Source organism: Tardiphaga sp. 839_C3_N1_4 (genome assembly GCF_051811045.1).
Classification (GTDB): Bacteria; Pseudomonadota; Alphaproteobacteria; order Rhizobiales; family Xanthobacteraceae; genus Tardiphaga.
The window spans coordinates 2,708,346-2,723,652 of the sequence record NZ_JBPWQD010000001.1; the positions used below are offsets into that span (position 1 = coordinate 2,708,346).

The 15,307-nt window shown below is 61.4% G+C and carries 14 protein-coding genes; 7 read left to right on the plus strand and 7 right to left on the minus strand.

The features are described from left to right. The first annotated feature begins 35 nt into the window (after positions 1-35). Together ybaK and AB8A38_RS12980 are read left to right on the plus strand one after the other, a co-directional pair. A complete protein-coding gene (ybaK, locus tag AB8A38_RS12975) occupies positions 36-509 on the plus strand; it encodes a Cys-tRNA(Pro) deacylase (RefSeq protein ID WP_439073958.1) in 474 nt (157 codons plus the stop codon). Between the two features lie 118 nt (positions 510-627). Further along, positions 628-924, plus strand: a complete 297-nt coding sequence (locus tag AB8A38_RS12980) for a DUF3551 domain-containing protein (RefSeq protein ID WP_439086235.1) — start codon at positions 628-630, stop codon at positions 922-924. Positions 925-1,030: 106 nt separating this feature from the next. Here the strand turns inward: AB8A38_RS12980 and AB8A38_RS12985 are convergent, their stop codons facing one another. Both AB8A38_RS12985 and AB8A38_RS12990 read right to left on the minus strand, forming a co-directional pair. Then, positions 1,031-1,216, minus strand: a complete 186-nt coding sequence (locus AB8A38_RS12985) for a hypothetical protein (protein ID WP_315840894.1) — start codon at positions 1,214-1,216, stop codon at positions 1,031-1,033. After that, positions 1,213-2,328 (minus strand): PepSY-associated TM helix domain-containing protein, encoded by a 1,116-nt coding sequence (locus AB8A38_RS12990; RefSeq protein WP_439088512.1) that lies wholly within the window; start codon positions 2,326-2,328, stop codon positions 1,213-1,215. The genes AB8A38_RS12985 and AB8A38_RS12990 overlap by 4 nt, the downstream gene beginning before the upstream one ends. On the opposite strand from AB8A38_RS12990, the gene AB8A38_RS12995 reads away from it, so the two are divergent. Then, a complete protein-coding gene (locus tag AB8A38_RS12995) occupies positions 2,248-2,418 on the plus strand; it encodes a hypothetical protein (protein WP_439086236.1) in 171 nt (56 codons plus the stop codon). The two genes, AB8A38_RS12990 and AB8A38_RS12995, sit on opposite strands and share 81 nt — an antisense overlap. An 82-nt stretch (positions 2,419-2,500) precedes the next feature. Here AB8A38_RS12995 and AB8A38_RS13000 read toward each other — a convergent pair whose 3' ends face one another. Together AB8A38_RS13000 and AB8A38_RS13005 are read right to left on the minus strand one after the other, a co-directional pair. Further along, a complete protein-coding gene (locus tag AB8A38_RS13000; protein WP_439086237.1) occupies positions 2,501-4,861 on the minus strand; it encodes a TonB-dependent siderophore receptor in 2,361 nt (786 codons plus the stop codon). Positions 4,862-5,078: 217 nt separating this feature from the next. Continuing rightward, the gene (locus AB8A38_RS13005; protein WP_439086238.1) at positions 5,079-6,788 is read right to left on the minus strand and encodes a methyl-accepting chemotaxis protein; all 1,710 of its coding nucleotides are present in this window, start codon (positions 6,786-6,788) and stop codon (positions 5,079-5,081) included. 367 nt (positions 6,789-7,155) lie between these two features. Here AB8A38_RS13005 and AB8A38_RS13010 point away from each other — a divergent pair, with 367 nt between their 5' ends. Beyond that, complete coding sequence (locus AB8A38_RS13010) at positions 7,156-8,070, plus strand: DMT family transporter (RefSeq protein WP_068731383.1); 915 nt, start codon at positions 7,156-7,158, stop codon at positions 8,068-8,070. A 48-nt stretch (positions 8,071-8,118) separates the two neighbouring features. Next, positions 8,119-8,922 (plus strand): sugar phosphate isomerase/epimerase family protein, encoded by an 804-nt coding sequence (locus AB8A38_RS13015; RefSeq protein WP_439086239.1) that lies wholly within the window; start codon positions 8,119-8,121, stop codon positions 8,920-8,922. A 63-nt stretch (positions 8,923-8,985) separates the two neighbouring features. Here the strand turns inward: AB8A38_RS13015 and AB8A38_RS13020 are convergent, their stop codons facing one another. Next, positions 8,986-9,279, minus strand: a complete 294-nt coding sequence (locus tag AB8A38_RS13020; RefSeq protein ID WP_089263582.1) for an antibiotic biosynthesis monooxygenase — start codon at positions 9,277-9,279, stop codon at positions 8,986-8,988. A 153-nt stretch (positions 9,280-9,432) separates the two neighbouring features. Continuing rightward, positions 9,433-10,404, minus strand: coding sequence for an iron exporter MbfA (gene mbfA / locus AB8A38_RS13025; protein WP_439086240.1), 972 nt, complete (start codon positions 10,402-10,404; stop codon positions 9,433-9,435). A gap of 404 nt (positions 10,405-10,808) precedes the next feature. On the opposite strand from mbfA, the gene AB8A38_RS13030 reads away from it, so the two are divergent. Next, on the plus strand, positions 10,809-11,795 hold the full coding sequence (locus tag AB8A38_RS13030) for a Bug family tripartite tricarboxylate transporter substrate binding protein (protein WP_439086241.1): 987 nt from the start codon (positions 10,809-10,811) through the stop codon (positions 11,793-11,795). A 207-nt stretch (positions 11,796-12,002) separates the two neighbouring features. Next, a complete protein-coding gene (locus AB8A38_RS13035; protein WP_439086242.1) occupies positions 12,003-13,358 on the plus strand; it encodes an esterase-like activity of phytase family protein in 1,356 nt (451 codons plus the stop codon). 116 nt (positions 13,359-13,474) lie between these two features. Here the strand turns inward: AB8A38_RS13035 and AB8A38_RS13040 are convergent, their stop codons facing one another. Continuing rightward, on the minus strand, positions 13,475-15,160 hold the full coding sequence (locus tag AB8A38_RS13040) for a methyl-accepting chemotaxis protein (RefSeq protein ID WP_315840885.1): 1,686 nt from the start codon (positions 15,158-15,160) through the stop codon (positions 13,475-13,477). Positions 15,161-15,307 lie beyond the last annotated feature (147 nt).

Genomic DNA, 15,307 nt, shown 5'->3' on the forward strand with positions numbered 1-15,307 from the left:
CACTGCTTGAGCGCTCCAATTCCCTTGAGTCTCACATGTCGAAAACCACCCGCGCCACGCAGACGCTGAGCAAGCTCGGCGCCGCGTTCACCCTGCATACCTACGATTACGACCCAGACGCCGAGAGCATCGGCCTGCAGGCAGCGGAAGCGCTCGGCATCGCACCGCAACGCATGCTGAAGACGCTGATGGCCGAGGTCGATGGCAAGCCGGTTTGTGTCGTGGTGCCCTCCGACAAGGAGGTCAGCATGAAGAAGCTGGCCGCGGCCTTTCGCGGCAAGAGCGCGAAGATGATGCGCCCGGCCGACGCCGAACGCATGACCGGTTATCACGTCGGCGGTATCAGCCCGTTCGGACAAAAGAAGCGCGTGCCCGTCGCCATGGAGCAGGCGGCATTGTCGGAAAATACGATCTATCTCAATGGCGGCCAGCGCGGGCTGCAGATCGAGATTGCGCCGGAGGCCGCGCGCGCGGCGCTGGATGCGATGGCGGCCACACTGACGGACTGATGCGCATCACCGCGGTTTGAAGTCCCTGTCGGACGGAGTGATCACGACGTGCTGTCGCAGGCGGGAACGGCGATGTAAGCTGCGCATTATCGATTTCGGACCTCAAGGGAGAATCGACATGCGCTCAATCCTGGCAGCAGCTGCACTTCTGGTCGTGATGGGCGCCACGCCCTCCATGGCCCGCGAATATCCATGGTGCTCGCGCACCTCGGCCACCGGCTTCAATCCGAGCTGTACGTTCACCTCCTATAACCAGTGCATGGCGACCGTGAGCGGCCAGCGCGGCGACTGCATGCAGAACCCGATGCTGGCCTATGGCGACCAGCGCCGCGGCAGCCGCGCGATGCGTGGCCAGCAGGACGGTTGGGACAATGGATGGAATAACGGCTGGAACAACAACTGGGATCGGCGCTGATAGCATCATAGGCCAACGACGGATGAGCCGAAGGCGTAATCCGTCGCTGGCATTGCGGTGCCGGAGACGTGGCGGATTTCGCCTCGCTCATCCGCCCTTTCTCATGTCACTTCCGGCCATACGCCCATGCCGCAATCGCGATCGGCAGCCCGACGCCGAACCACGCAAAATAGCGGCCGGGATCGCCGGCGAGCAGCGCCGACAACAAGCCTGCGAGCGATAAGACGCCAATGACGATCGGCGCGCCGAACACGCGCCACCAGTTCGCTCTGTGCTGCGGCGCCTCGTTCATGACGATGGCCCAATCGCTGCCGTCACGCCGGCAGACAGCCGCGCGCCGCGCCTGACCTTGCTGCGCTTCACTGCCCACAGATACAGCCCGCTGCCGAGCACGATGATGGTGAAAACCGTGAGCAGCGCCCAGATGATCTTCAGCGGCATGCCACCATAGTCGCCGAAATGCAGCGGCTGCGAGACCAGTACCGCTTTCAGATAGGTCGGCAGCTCGCTGGAGTCAGACACCTCACCGGTCTCGCCATCGAGCAGCACAGGTTTCACCAGCCGCGAGGTCAGCGGTGTATCGCCGCGCAAAAAGACCGCGAAGTGATGCGTCGATGTGAACGGCGTGCCGGGGAATGCGATGAAGGCTGGATCCATGCCGGGCGTCGTCTTCATGGCATTGCCCACCACCTTGTCCAGCGACGCGAGCTGCGTCGGTGTCGGCTTGCCGGCATAGGGAGCGGCCATGGCAGCCAATTCATTACGCTGCCAGATGCCGAGCATGACCTCGGCATAGGCGTTGATGACCCCGGTGCTGCCGACCACCAGCGTCCAGACGATGGTGACCACGCCAAGCAGATTGTGCCAGTCGAGCCACAGGACCCGGCGCGACTTCTGCTTGCGGATCGCCGCGAAATTCAGACGGCGCGTGAACGGCCAGTACAGCACCACGCCGGAGATGATGGCGATCATGAAGAGGAATCCCATGACACCCATGAACCACTTGCCGGGAAGCCCGAGATACATGTCGGTATGTAGCCGCAACATCACCAGCATCGGGCCGGTGCCGAGTAGGCCGACGGGCTTTGCCGTATAGGCGTCGAACGCTTTCACCACGGTGGTTTGGGGATCCGACGTGACCGACGTGTTGGTGAAGGTCGAGACCATGCCGGGCTCGTCCTTGTCCCAGGCCATGTAGAGCAACACGCTGCCGGGATGATCCGCGATCGCCGCGCGGCCGATGGCATCCAGGCTGAGTTTCGCCGCGCCGGGCACATGCACATCCATCTTCGGCGCGTAGCCGAGCGCCTCGTCGATCTCGTGATGAAAGATCAACGGCAGGCCGGTGAGGCACAGCAGCAGCAGGAAGACGGTGGAGACAAGGCTGCTCCATTTGTGGATCAGCGACCAGATGCGAGCCGTACGCGCTTTCAGGGGATCAATCCTTCTTCAACTACTGAAAATGTCGTCCCCGGCGAGCCGGAGACGACATGAGCAGATCATTTTGACGTGGCGACCGTGCGGCGAGCGGGACGTGCAGCGACCTATTGTCGTGCCGGCTCGCTCGCCTGAGCGGTTACCACTTGTAGCCGATGCTGCCGGTGATGCGGCGGCGATCGCCATAGAAGCAGGCATTCGCACTTGAACAGTTCGCGACGTAGATTTCATCGGTCACGTTCGCCGCATTGACCGCAAAGCGCCAGTTCTGCCAGTCGTAATGAACGGCGAGATCGCCGAGGACGCGTGATGGAACTGAGAGCGTATTGGCCTGATCGGCGAAGGACGAGCCGACATAGCGTACGCCGCCGCCGAAGCCGAAGCCACGGAGCACACCATCCTGGAAGGTGTAGTCGGCCCAGCCAGAAGCGAGCTGACGCGGCGTGTTGGTCGGCACGAGACCGATCAGAGCCGGGTTCGCATCGGCGCTGGTGAACAGATTGTAGTTCGTAAACGAACCAACCACCTTGAAGCCCGGCGCGAGATTGGCAACGGCTTCGAGTTCGATGCCGCGCGAGGTGACTTCACCGGTCTGAAGAGCCGTTAGCGGGAACAGCGGATTGGTAGTCGGGACGTTCTTGCGCTTGAGGTCGAACAAAGCGACGCCGAAGTGGCCATCAAAGCCTACCGGCTGGAACTTCACGCCGACTTCGGTCTGCTCGCCCGTTTCCGACAACAGCAATTGACCCGCCGCATTGACACCAATGATCGGGTTATAGCTGGTCGCATAAGAGACGTAAGGCGCAAGACCGTTGTCGAAGTTGTAGATCAGACCAGCACGACCACTGAACTTGCTCTCGTCACGGCCCAGTGAAGACGCGCCGAAGGCCTGATCGAAGCGAGAATTATTGACCCAATCGTTGCGGCCGCTGAGCACGAGGGTGAAGCGGTCCAATTTGATCTGGTCCTGTAGATACACACCGAGCTGATTTTGCGTCTGGTTTCCATCACGATAGTTGCTGAAACCGGCAGCTGTGCGAATCTGGGGCAAAGCGGCAGCATAGCTGGGATTGACCGCATTGATATTGGGATAGCCACCAGCCAGACCCTGCGTGTCGCTGATGCTATAGTGCTTCAGATCGAGGCCAAAGAGCGCCGTGTGGCTGAGGATGCCAGTGGTGAATCGATACTCGACCTGGCTATCCATATTGGCCTGATCCGCAATGCCTCGGGTGGAGAACCCGTAACGGAACATGTCCCCGGTCGTCGCATTGGCGTAGGTGTTAAATGGAGCCGAGAGGGCACCGAGCGTGAGAGCAGCGTAGTTCACATCAACATGCGAAAAACGGGCATTCTGACGGAAAGTCACGTTATCCGAGAGGTTCCTCTCGAACTGATAGCCCAGCATTTCCTGCTCACGCTTGAAACTGTCGGTCTTCGGATCTCCGCCGTAGAAGCTGGTCGAGATTCGTCCAAACGGCGCATTCGTTACCGTGCCTACGTAAGGCAGGAAGTTGGCTGGACGCGTCTCATTAAAAGAGGCCGAAGCGAGGATCGTCAGCGTCGTATCGACATCCGGCTTCCAGGTCAGCGACGGCGCGATGAAGTAGTTGTTGTTCGGCGTAAAGTCTGTCTGCGTGCCGCCGTTCTGCACCTGGCCAACAATGCGGGTGTAGAGCTCGCCATTGCCCGGAGCCAGCTTGATCGGCGTATTGATGTCAAAGCCAAAATAGGCATTGCCGAAATTATCGACGCCGGTTTCGATATAACGGATCGGCTGAGCTTGCGGCATCTTGCTGACGACGTTGACAAGACCGCTGGGGCTCGAGCCGCCATAGAGGATCGCCGACGGACCGCGCAGGATTTCGACGCGCTCCATGTTGAACGGCTGCAGCTTCCAGCTTGCATAGGAGGTGTAGAACAACTGGAGACCGTCGAGGAACACGCTGTTGTCGTCCGACTTGAAACCGCGGATTAGGAACCAGTCGTTACGGAAATCGGCGCCGAAAGTGCCGGCGGCAACGCCGGGTGCGTAGCGAAGAATCTCGTCAAACTTCGTTGGGTTCTGATCGCGGATCTGCTCGGCGCCGATCACCGAGATCGCCTGCGGCGTCTCGTTGATCGGCATGTTGGTCTTGGTGCCGGTCGAGCTGCGGTTGGCGACATAGCCCTGGATCGGGCCGCGCGGGCTTTCCACGAACACGTTGCTGCGCAGGGGCTGCGCCACCGGACGCGGCGCGACGGCGGTGCGGGCGCGGGGCGTCCGGCTCGGTGTGGCGGCCGCGCGGCGACGCTGCTGCGGCTGGTTGACAACCACCGGCGGCAGCGGCTGCGCGCCGCTCTGCGTGGAACTGGACTGCGCCAGCGACGTATCGAGCGTGACAACGCTGAGCGCGCAGACCGACGACAAAAGTGCGAAACGCGACAAACGAATGGTGTTGTTCAAGGTGATCCCCGAAATCTCATCCGCATCGACATATTCGATGGCGGACGCCCTCATGTGATGGATCGGGGTTAAAGGGACGGCGGCGTCACCGCCAATAGAAGCGTTCCAAACAACAAGCATTCCGCGGCAGTGTGACAACACTGCCGCAGATTTTAATGGTTCTAAATTTAGCGGCTACTTTCTCAGCGAGGTCCAGCCAGGGCGCGACGATTATCTCTGCCCGGAAACATTCGGGACGCCTTCGCGCATCCGATTCTTCCGCGGTGGATAGTTACGCCGCGCGGACCGAGCGCAGGAAGTTGCCGACCTCATGCTTCAGTCGCGTGCTCTCACTCGACAGCGACTGCGCTGCGGATAGAACCTGCGACGAGGCGGAGCCTGCTTCCTCGACACCGCGCTGCACGTCGGTGATGTTCGAACTCACCTGCATCGTGCCTGCTGCGGCCTGCTGCACGTTGCGCGAAATCTCCTGCGTGGTGGCGCCCTGCTCTTCAACGGCCGATGCGATGGCGGACGCGATCTCCGACATCTGACCGATCGTCATGGAGATCTCCTTGATAGCCGACACCGAATCCTCGGTCGCCTTCTGGATGCCGCTGACCTGCTGGCTGATCTCGCCAGTGGCCTTCGCGGTCTGCTCGGCCAGCGCTTTTACTTCCGCGGCAACCACCGCAAAGCCGCGACCGGCTTCACCGGCGCGCGCGGCCTCGATGGTCGCGTTGAGCGCCAGCAGATTGGTCTGGCCCGCGATATTGTTGATCAGCTCGACCACGTCGCCGATGCGTGCCGCGGCCGTCGCCAGTTCTCCAACGCGGTTGTTGGTGTTGTCAGCCTGCGCAACGGCCTCGCTGGCAATGCGCGCGGCGCCCTGCACCTGACGGCTGATCTCGTGCACGGACGACGACATTTCCTCGGTGGCGGAGGCAACCGACTGCACATTGGTGGCAGCTTCTTCCGACGCCGCCGACACAGCGATCGCCAAAGCCTGCGAGCGATCCGATGTTGCCGTCAATGTGGTGGCCGAACCTTCCAGTTCCTTCGAGGCGGATGACACGGTCTCGACAATCTGGCCGACGGCGCCCTCGAAATCGGCGGCGAGCTTCATCATATCCGCCTTGCGCTGTTCGGCCGTGCGGCTCTCCGTAGCGATCTGCGCGACCTTCATGCGCTCGACTTCGAGGCCGTTCTCCTTGAATACACTCAGCGCCGTCATGATCTCCCCAATCTCGTCGGCGCGCTTGCTTGCCGGAACGTCGACGGTAAGGTCTCCTTTGGCGAGCTTGTTCATCGTGGCGATGCTCGCCTTCAGCGGACGCACGATGGTGCCGCGCGCAACGAAATAGCTGAGCACGATCGCCAGCAGCATGACCGCAACGGTCGCATAGACGATGGTCCAGAGCGTGTCATTGGCCGTCTCGAGGAAGTCGACCTTTTTAATGCCCACATAGAGGATGCCGATCACGTTGCGGCTGGCATCGAAGATCGGATCATAGACGGTCATATACGGCTCGCCGAGGATGGCTACTTCACCACGGAACGCGGTCTTGCCGTTGAAGACCGCGTCATAGGCCGGCCCTTTCGCCAGTTGCGTGCCGATGGCACGGGTGCCATCCGGCTTCATCACATTGGTGGAGATGCGGGTATCGTTCATGAAGATCGTGGCGGTGCCGCCGACCAGCGTCTTGATCTTGTCGACCGCCGCGAAATTGCCGTTCAGCGGCTTGCCGTCGGCAAGCAGCTTGCCATCCGCGATGCTGTATTTGTCGCCGCTCTCGCGCAGCACGTTCCAGGCGACGCGCATGTTGGTCTCGACCCGCTCCGTCGCGGATTTGGCGGCGCCCTGTTCGAGCACATATTTGGCGACCAGCGTGATGCAGACGCCGAGGATGAGAATGCCGGAGACCGTCATCAACATGATGCGCGGGCCAAGACCGAGACCCCGGCGGCGGCCGGGTTTGGGTTGAGAGGCGGACAACGGCATTACGATCTCCTGTCGCGCCGACCCCTCGGTCGTGCGCTCAAAGCCGAACGGCTCCAGACACACTCACTGCACAACGTCGACGAGGTATCCGGACCCGCAATTCAAGAAACAAGTTCCATCATTGCGATTCAGTTCTATCGGCTAGCCGTTCGAAAGCGGTTAATGTTCGCCTGGCGGAAAAGGTATAATCGTCTGATTTTGCGTGTTTTTCGGCATCTGAATACCTGAATCGAGGCTCATTCCTGGCGTCCATTCGACGCATCTACCGATGCGCGCTCCGCTGCCGCGCATGGTGCCCGCGCGCCAGCATGACTTGTGCCACCCGGCGAACTGCCGCCTATGAAAGGCTGCATTGACCATCGAGCCGATGACCCCTTCCGCTCCGCCGCGACAAACGATCGTCGGCTGGTTCGCCAACCAGCCTTATCTCCTGCTCAGCCTCACTTCGCTGTTCTGGGCCGGGAACATCGTGCTCGGCCGCTATGTCGCCGGCCACGTCCCACCGGTGACGCTGGCCTGCGTGCGCTGGATCGGGGCCTTTTTCCTGTTGCTGCCCTTCGCCTGGACGCATCTGCGCACGGACTGGCCGGTCCTCCGCGCGCAGCTTTCTCTCATGACCATGCTGGCGCTGACCGGCTTCGCTGCCAATACGGTACTGGCCTATTGGGGCCTGAAATACACGCAGGCCCTGAATGCGCTGCTGATCCAGTCGTCGGGCCCGCTCTGCGTCGCGCTGTGGACGCTGATCCTGTTCGGCGTGAGGCTCACGCTGGCGCAACTGCTCGGCATCGTGGTCTCCATGGCCGGCGTGCTGATCATCATCCTGCGCGGCGATCTGACCGCACTGGCCAGTATCCAGATCAACAAGGGCGATGCGATGCTGTTCGCAGCGCTCCTGGTGTTCGGCATCTATTCGGCGCTGATGCTGCGGCGACCGGTGACGCACCCGATGTCACTGATTGCTTTCACCACCGCCGGCGGCGCGATCCTGACCCTGCCGGTCAGCATCTGGGAACTCAACTCGGGCTCGCCGCTGATCTTCGACACGGTGACGCTGCTGACGCTCGCCTATGCCATGATCTTTCCGTCGGCACTGGCCTATCTGTTCTTCAATCGCGGCATCGCACTGATCGGCCCTAATCGGGCTGCACCATTTCTGCATCTGATGCCGGTGTTCGGCTCTGTATTGGCCATCGCGTTTCTCGGCGAACAGCCGCAACTGTTTCACCTCATCGGCTATGTGCTGGTACTGTCGGGCGTATTCATCGCATCACGGCGATAGACCGAACATCCGCTCCGGCCAGCCAGACATCGGGAGTAGAAACATCTCATGACCGTTTTCTCGCTCGCCCACCTCACCGTGCTATCGCTGGCGCCGCCAGAGATGATCGACGTTGCCGCGCGCTGCGGCTACCGGAGTGTCGGACTGAGACTGATCGCCGTGACCGCGGAAAGCCCCGGCTACCCGCTGATGAACGACAAGGCGATGATGCGGCAAACCAAGGCGCGTCTCGCTGACACCGGACTGCACGTGCTCGATATTGAACTCGTCAAGATCACGCCCGGGATCGACGTCGCGGCGCTTGAGCCGATGCTCACCGCCGGCGCGGAGCTCGGAGCCCACCATGTCATCGTCGCGCCCTATGATCCCGACTTGTCCCGCCTCGCTGACTGCCTGGCGGCCATCGCCGATCTTGCGGCGCGATACGGCATCATGCCGGTGATGGAGTTCTTTCCCTGGACCAATGTGTCGAACCTGCACAAGGCGCGCGCCGTCGTCGAGACCGCAGGCCGCGCCAATGCGGGTATCCTTGTCGATACGCTGCATTTCGACCGCTCCGACAGCAGCCTCGCCGAACTCGACGACATGCCATCGCGCTTGCTGCCGTTTTTCCATTTTTGCGATGCTCCGGCGGAAAAGCCTGGCACGGTGGAAGGACTGCTGCACACCGCACGCGCTGAACGGCTACCACCCGGCGACGGCGGCATCGACCTCTGCGCCATCGCCGCGCACCTGCCGAAGCATATTCCGGTCGCGCTCGAAGTGCCGATGGATGCGCTGACCCGGGAGCGCGGCCCCGAAGAAGTCGCGCGCCGCGCAATCGCCGGCGCGAAGCGCCTGCTGGGAGATTGAGAATCTGGCGAGTAATCTACGCGCACATGCCACCCGCCCGGCATAGCACCTGTCCCGCGCGCGTTATGCCAACGTATGAACGATAACCGGGCCGGCTATCGCTGTGGCTGGTCCAATCAGCAAGGGCGCCAGATTCTGTTCGCTCCACGCGAGCCCGCGTCGGTTCGACTCCTCGGCGCCCGCGAAATTATTGAAGATGCTGATCGCCGTCACCGTATCGTCGGACGCATAGACCACATAATAGGCCATGAAACCTTCGACATCACTGATGATCGGAATGGCACCTTCCTTGATCCTGCGCGTCAGTTCCTCAGCCATGCCGGTCTTTGCCTTGCTCTGACGAATGGCAGCATACATGGGACGCTCCTTCACCCGTAAGCTGCCCGCGATCGCACCTGCCGCGATCATGCATCGCACACACTCATCATCGGCGGGACGAGCAGCAGGGTTTCCCGCGCATAGAACCTACGCCATCCCGCGCAACGACGCCATCTGACGCCTCCCCACCCGCTACGCGCCTCCGATCAATATGCCCACCGCCAGAACGATGACGCCGCCAAGCACCACCTGAAAGACGGCCTGCAGGAACGGCGTATCCATATAGCGCGCCCTGATATAGGCGATGGCCCAGAGTTCGAAAAAAACGACAACACCCGCGATGGCCGTCGCGATCCAGAATGCATTCGGCCAGCTGTCCGGCACGAGATAAGGCAGAGTGTGGCCAAGACCGCCCAGCGTCGTCATCAGCCCGCAGATGCCGCCACGCAGCCACGGCGAGCCGCGTCCGGTCATGGAGCCATCGTCCGACAGTGCTTCGGCGAAACCCATGCTGATGCCGGCGCCGATCGATGCGGCGAGGCCAACAAGGAATGTCTGCCAGTTGTGATGTGTTGCAAACGCGGCCGCAAACAGCGGCGCCAGCGTCGATACGGAGCCGTCCATCAAGCCCGCAAGACCTGGCTGGACATATTGCAGGACGAACATCCGGTGGCGGGTGTTGTCCTCGATCGTACGAACGTCGGACGTCAGGATGGCATTCGATAATTTGGCCGCGAGATGCTCGTGTCCTTTTTCCAGCTCGGCCAGATCGCCCAGCAACTTGCGAACCCCGACATCCGTCGCCTGCTCGGCCGCTTTGGCGTAAAAGCGCTCGGCCTCGAACTCCATCCGCTCGGCCTCCTTGCGGATGGTGTCGAGCGACAGGTTACGCGTAAGCCAGATTGGTCGGCGGCGGATGAAGCCCTTAACGTCTTCGCGCCGGATCGGCGGAAGGTTCGGTCCGAAGCGCTCCTCATACATCTGCAACAGCAGATGCCGATGGCCCTTTTCCTCTTCGGCCATCTCGCTGAAGACTTTCGCGGAATCGGGATAGCGCTCTGCCAGATCCTCGGCGAAGCTGAGATAGATCCGGCTGTCCTCTTCCTCGCTGGAGATCGCAACCGCCAGCACCTCGCGTTCGGTAAGCTCCGAAAACGCCTTCATATCAACGCCTTACATAATTTAGAATTATTCTAATTTATATAGGAGCTGCTTTGCATTTGTCAAAGAGCTTTGCGCCTGCGCGGCGCTGAACCTGTCGCTGGTCGGGAAGCAATAGCGGCGACGAGAAGGACCGCGACGAAACGATCGTGCGTGCTCCGGAGCTCGCCCCGGCATTCGCACCGACCCCAACGCGCAGATGCTGCGGATCAGCGGCCGTCTGCAGGTGCTCTCGCTCACGAACGCGATAAGGTCGACCCGGTGCTACGACGTCGATGCATGGCCTACACCATCGACAGCGCGCCAACCTGAACGGCATACCTTTCCGCTTCCGTGCGTCACCGACCTCCGCTAGTTTGCCCGCAATAAATATGGGCTACCAAGGCCGATTCAGGGAGAAAAGCGGAATGCACGGACTTTCAGTTCTTCGCGGTGTGGCGAGCGCATCGTTTATCGGAGCGCTGCTGTTGGCGACCCCGGAGGCCATCGCACAAACCGCGAACTATCCAAACCGGGCGATCACGCTGGTGCTCCCTTTCGCCGCCGGCAGCGGCACCGACACCACGACGCGCCTGATCGCCAAGGAGCTCGGCACCGCGCTGAACGCCAACACTGTGATTGACAACAAGGCCGGTGCCAATGGCTCGATCGCCGCCAGCTTCGTCGCCCGCGCCCCCGCCGACGGCTACACGCTGTTCGTCACGACCAACACGACGCATTCGGCCAATCCTTTTCTGCTCAAGACCATGAGCTATGATCCGATCAAGGATTTTACGCCGATCGCGCGCACCGGCGACCTGCCCTTCATGCTGGTGATCAATCCTGAGATTCCCGCCAACTCCGTGGAAGAGCTGATCGCGCTCGCCAAGAAAGAGCCGGGCAAGTACTCCTACGCATCGGGCAGTTCGTCGGCGATCGTCTCGGGCGCGACCTTTGCCCGCCTAGCCAAACTCGATCTCCTGCACGTGCCTTACAAGAGCTCACCACCCGCGCTCACCGATGTCATCGCCGGCCGCGTCAGCATGATGTTCGTCGACGTGCCGACCGGCTTGCCGCACGTCAACGCCAAGGCGCTGAAGTCGCTCGCGGTGACCACGAAATATCGCTCCAAACTGCTGCCCGATCTGCCGACAATGGACGAGGCCGGCGTGAAGGGCTTCGACATCACCTCCTGGCAGGGCTATCTCGGCCCGGCCAACATGCCGAAGGACATCGTCGTCAAGCTCAACGCCGAAATCCGCAAGATCGTCGAACGCCCCGAAATCCAGAAAGACCTCGCCAACCGTGGCATGGAAGCCTTCTCCGGCACGCCGGAAGAATTCGACGCCTTCCTGAAGGACCAGCTCAAGGTGTGGGAAAAGCTGATCACGAATGCGGGGATCGAGAAGCAGTAGAGAAGCAGCCCCGTTTGTCGTCTCCGCCCCTGCCTTTGGCGTGCGAGGCGGAGACGATGGCGGAGAGGCTGTGACCCAACCCGCAGCCGCGGCGACCCCATGCCGCAGCTCTTTCCCCTACTGTCACCCAGTCGTCATGAAATTGTCAGCGCAGCGTAACGCCCGCGCCCCAGAACACGCCGCATGGTCACCACAAAGGAGACAACCATGCGCAGCACATTCCTCTGCTCCGTCGCTTCCCTCGTCATGCTTTCTTCCGCAGCCTTTGCGCAGTCGGAAGGCGAATTCCCAGCCAAGCTCGCCGGCCATGCCGTGCTGCCGGCCACGTCGACCATCGACGCGCCCGCGGACGCGCCGAACGACCTGAAGACCTCGGGCAAATACACCACCGGCAAGCGCGTCGACGCGCTCGGCACCGTGATGGGCAAGTCCTATGAGCGCGCCACCGGCATCTCGCTGCCGATGAAGGGCCAGCCGCTGCAGGGCCATTCCGGCATCAAGGTGATGCCCGACGGTTCGTTCTGGGTGCTGACCGACAATGGCGCTGGCTCGCGCTACAATTCGGCCGACTACATGATCTATCTCAATCACCACAAGATCGATTGGAAGAACGGCAAGGTCGAGCGTCAGGCCACCGTGTTCCTGCACGATCCCGACAAGAAGGTGCCGTTCCGCATCGTCCATGAAGACACCGCCAAGCGCTACCTGACCGGCGCCGATGTCGACACGGAAGGCTTCCAGATCGTCGGCGACAATTTCTGGATCGGCGAAGAATTCGGCCCCTACATCATCAAGGCTGACAAGACCGGCAAGGTGCTGGCCGTGTTCGACACCGTCGCCGACGGCAAGCCGGTGCGTTCGCCGGATCATTGGTCGGTGCAGTCGCCGGGCGCGCCGGGCGCCACCTATACCACCGTCAACCTGCGCCGCTCCAAGGGCTATGAAGGCTTCGCCTCCTCGAAGGATGGCAAGTTCCTCTACGGTCTGCTCGAAGGCCCGATCTGGGATGCCGAGAAGAAGGACTGGGAAAAGGTCGACGGCAAGGAAGCTTCGCGCATCCTGGAATTCGACGTCGCCAACGAGAAGTTCACCGGTCGCTACTGGCAGTACGTGTTCGAACAGAACGGCAATGCCATCGGCGACTTCAACATGATCACCGCCGACAACGGCCTGATTATCGAGCGCGACAACGGCGAAGGCACCAAGGACAAGGCCTGCGCCGACGGCAAGCGCGGTGAAGACTGCTTCCCCGACCTCGCCAAGTTCAAGAAGGTCTACAAGATCGAACTGAACGACGCCAATGTCGGCAAGCCCGTTCGCAAGATCGGCTTCATCGACCTGATGAAGATCCAGGACCCGAACAAGCTGGCCCGCAAGCCGCTCAATGATGGTGTGCTGACCTTCCCGTTCTTCACCATCGAGAACGTCGATCAGGTCGATGCGACGCACATCATCGTCGGCAACGACAACAACCTGCCGTTCTCGTCCAGCCGCGATCCGAACAAGGCCGACGACAACGAGTTCGTGCTGCTCGAGGTCGCCGACTTCCTCAAGGCGAAGTAAGCAACGCGAGCAGGCACTCGCCTGAAACGACGAAAGCCCTCCCGCAAGGGAGGGCTTTTTGCGTTCGAGCTTGATCTACTTTCCTCTCCCACAAGAGGAGAGGGGAAGAAGTGCCTCTACGCAGCACGCACCTTGGTCAGGAACTCGTCCACTGCCGTCCGCAACATGCCGGACTGGGTATCGAGCTCCCTGGCATTCGACAACACCTGCGAGGCCGCCGTCCCGGTCGCTTCCGCTGCGCTGCTGACGCCCCCAATATGTTCGCTGATTTCACTGGAGCCCGCCGCGACCGACTGAATGTTGCGCGCGATTTCCCGCGTGGCCTCGCCCTGTTCCTGGACGGCCGTGGAGATGCTGGTGGTGATCTCGCTCATCTGCGCGATCGTGCCGGTAATGGCGCTGATCGAAAGCACGGCTTCGCTGGTGGACGCCTGCATGGCGGCAACCTGGGCGGAGATCTCTTCGGTGGCCTTGGCGGTCTGGCTCGCCAATGCCTTCACTTCAGAAGCGACGACCGCAAAGCCGCGGCCGGATTCGCCGGCGCGCGCCGCTTCGATGGTCGCATTCAGCGCGAGCAGGTTGGTCTGGGAGGCGATGCTGTGGATCAACTGAACCACTTCGCCAATCTTCTCCGCGCCGCTGGACAGGAGTTGAACGGTCGCATTGGTGCGTTCCGCATCGCCGACTGCCTTGCTGGCAATTTGGCTCGACTGCGAGACCTGCCGCAAGACTTCGCTGACCGAAGCCGACAATTCCTCGGCGGCGGCTGCAACCGTGCTGACATTGTCAGACGACCGCTCCGACGCGGCGCCGACCGTCGATGCCCGCGAACTCGCATCGCTGGCGGTTGCCGTCATGGATTGCGCGGTGGTCTGCATTCCTGCCGCCGCGGTCGATACCGAGCGGACAATTCCGTTGACGCTGCGTTCGAAGTCATCGGCGATGCTCTCCATGGCCGAACGCCGCTCGGCAGACGCGCGCGCCTGCGACTCGGCCTCGATCTTGTCGAGCCCGCGAATCCGGACGGCATTGTCCTTGAAGACCTGGACGGTCGATGCCATCGCACCGATCTCATCGCCGCGCCCGGTCCCGGGAATGTCGTCTTCAAGCGCTCCATCGGCTAGCGTGCGCATCCGCGCACCGAGCTGACCGAGCGGGCGGCTGATGCTGCGACCGATCATCCAGGCGATGCCGCCCGCGACCGCACCAATGGCAAGGATCGCCAAACCGAGCGCCCAGACGATCGGCTTCAACCTGGCGTCGAGATCTTCCAGATAGGCTCCGGCGCCCACATACATGTTCCATCCGGGGATCGCAGCGGCATAGGCAACCTTGCGCAGCGGCTCCGTCTGGCCAGGTTTGACGTAGTCATAAAACATCGTGTGCTCGCCTTTAGCAGCAACACTGTCGCGCCACTCGCGACCGATCGCCTTGCCATTGGTCACCACATCGAGGCGGTTCTGACCGATCTGCTTGGCATCCGGCGACAACACCGTCACGCCGTCCATCATGGAGCCAAACAGGTAGCCCGCGCCGTTGTCGTAGGTCATCGTATTTGCACGACGACCGAATTCAGCCATCGCGGCTTCCTTGGTGAGCTGGCCGGCGTCGACTTGCTTTTGCAGTCCGATCGCCACGCTGCGCGCGGCATCGACGAAGTGGCGAAGCTCCTCGATCCTTGAGGTCATCATCTCGCGCTGAACGAAATATCCCGCGAGAACGCCGGACGCGCACAGACCAAGCAACATGACACCCACCAGAATACCTAGCTTGGGCGTGATCGTCAGATTACTTATCTTCACAATGAGTTCTCCAAAAAAGGTCGCGGGGGCAAATACCAATTGAGGAGAAGAATACCGAACAGACCTTTTTTTGTTCTTTACAAACCAAACCCGCAAATCATCGAGCCTGTGATACTTGATGATGAGCAACGATTGCAGCGCTACAAG

Coding starts and splice junctions, on each gene's coding strand:
- ybaK (WP_439073958.1), top strand. CDS start 36: ATGTCGAAAACCACCCGCGCCACGCAGACGCTGAGCAAGCTCGGCGCC.
- AB8A38_RS12980 (WP_439086235.1), top strand. CDS start 628: ATGCGCTCAATCCTGGCAGCAGCTGCACTTCTGGTCGTGATGGGCGCC.
- AB8A38_RS12985 (WP_315840894.1), bottom strand. CDS start 1,216: ATGAACGAGGCGCCGCAGCACAGAGCGAACTGGTGGCGCGTGTTCGGC.
- AB8A38_RS12995 (WP_439086236.1), top strand. CDS start 2,248: ATGAAAGATCAACGGCAGGCCGGTGAGGCACAGCAGCAGCAGGAAGAC.
- AB8A38_RS13000 (WP_439086237.1), bottom strand. CDS start 4,861: ATGAGGGCGTCCGCCATCGAATATGTCGATGCGGATGAGATTTCGGGG.
- AB8A38_RS13005 (WP_439086238.1), bottom strand. CDS start 6,788: ATGCCGTTGTCCGCCTCTCAACCCAAACCCGGCCGCCGCCGGGGTCTC.
- AB8A38_RS13010 (WP_068731383.1), top strand. CDS start 7,156: ATGACCCCTTCCGCTCCGCCGCGACAAACGATCGTCGGCTGGTTCGCC.
- AB8A38_RS13015 (WP_439086239.1), top strand. CDS start 8,119: ATGACCGTTTTCTCGCTCGCCCACCTCACCGTGCTATCGCTGGCGCCG.
- AB8A38_RS13020 (WP_089263582.1), bottom strand. CDS start 9,279: ATGTATGCTGCCATTCGTCAGAGCAAGGCAAAGACCGGCATGGCTGAG.
- mbfA (WP_439086240.1), bottom strand. CDS start 10,404: ATGAAGGCGTTTTCGGAGCTTACCGAACGCGAGGTGCTGGCGGTTGCG.
- AB8A38_RS13030 (WP_439086241.1), top strand. CDS start 10,809: ATGCACGGACTTTCAGTTCTTCGCGGTGTGGCGAGCGCATCGTTTATC.
- AB8A38_RS13035 (WP_439086242.1), top strand. CDS start 12,003: ATGCGCAGCACATTCCTCTGCTCCGTCGCTTCCCTCGTCATGCTTTCT.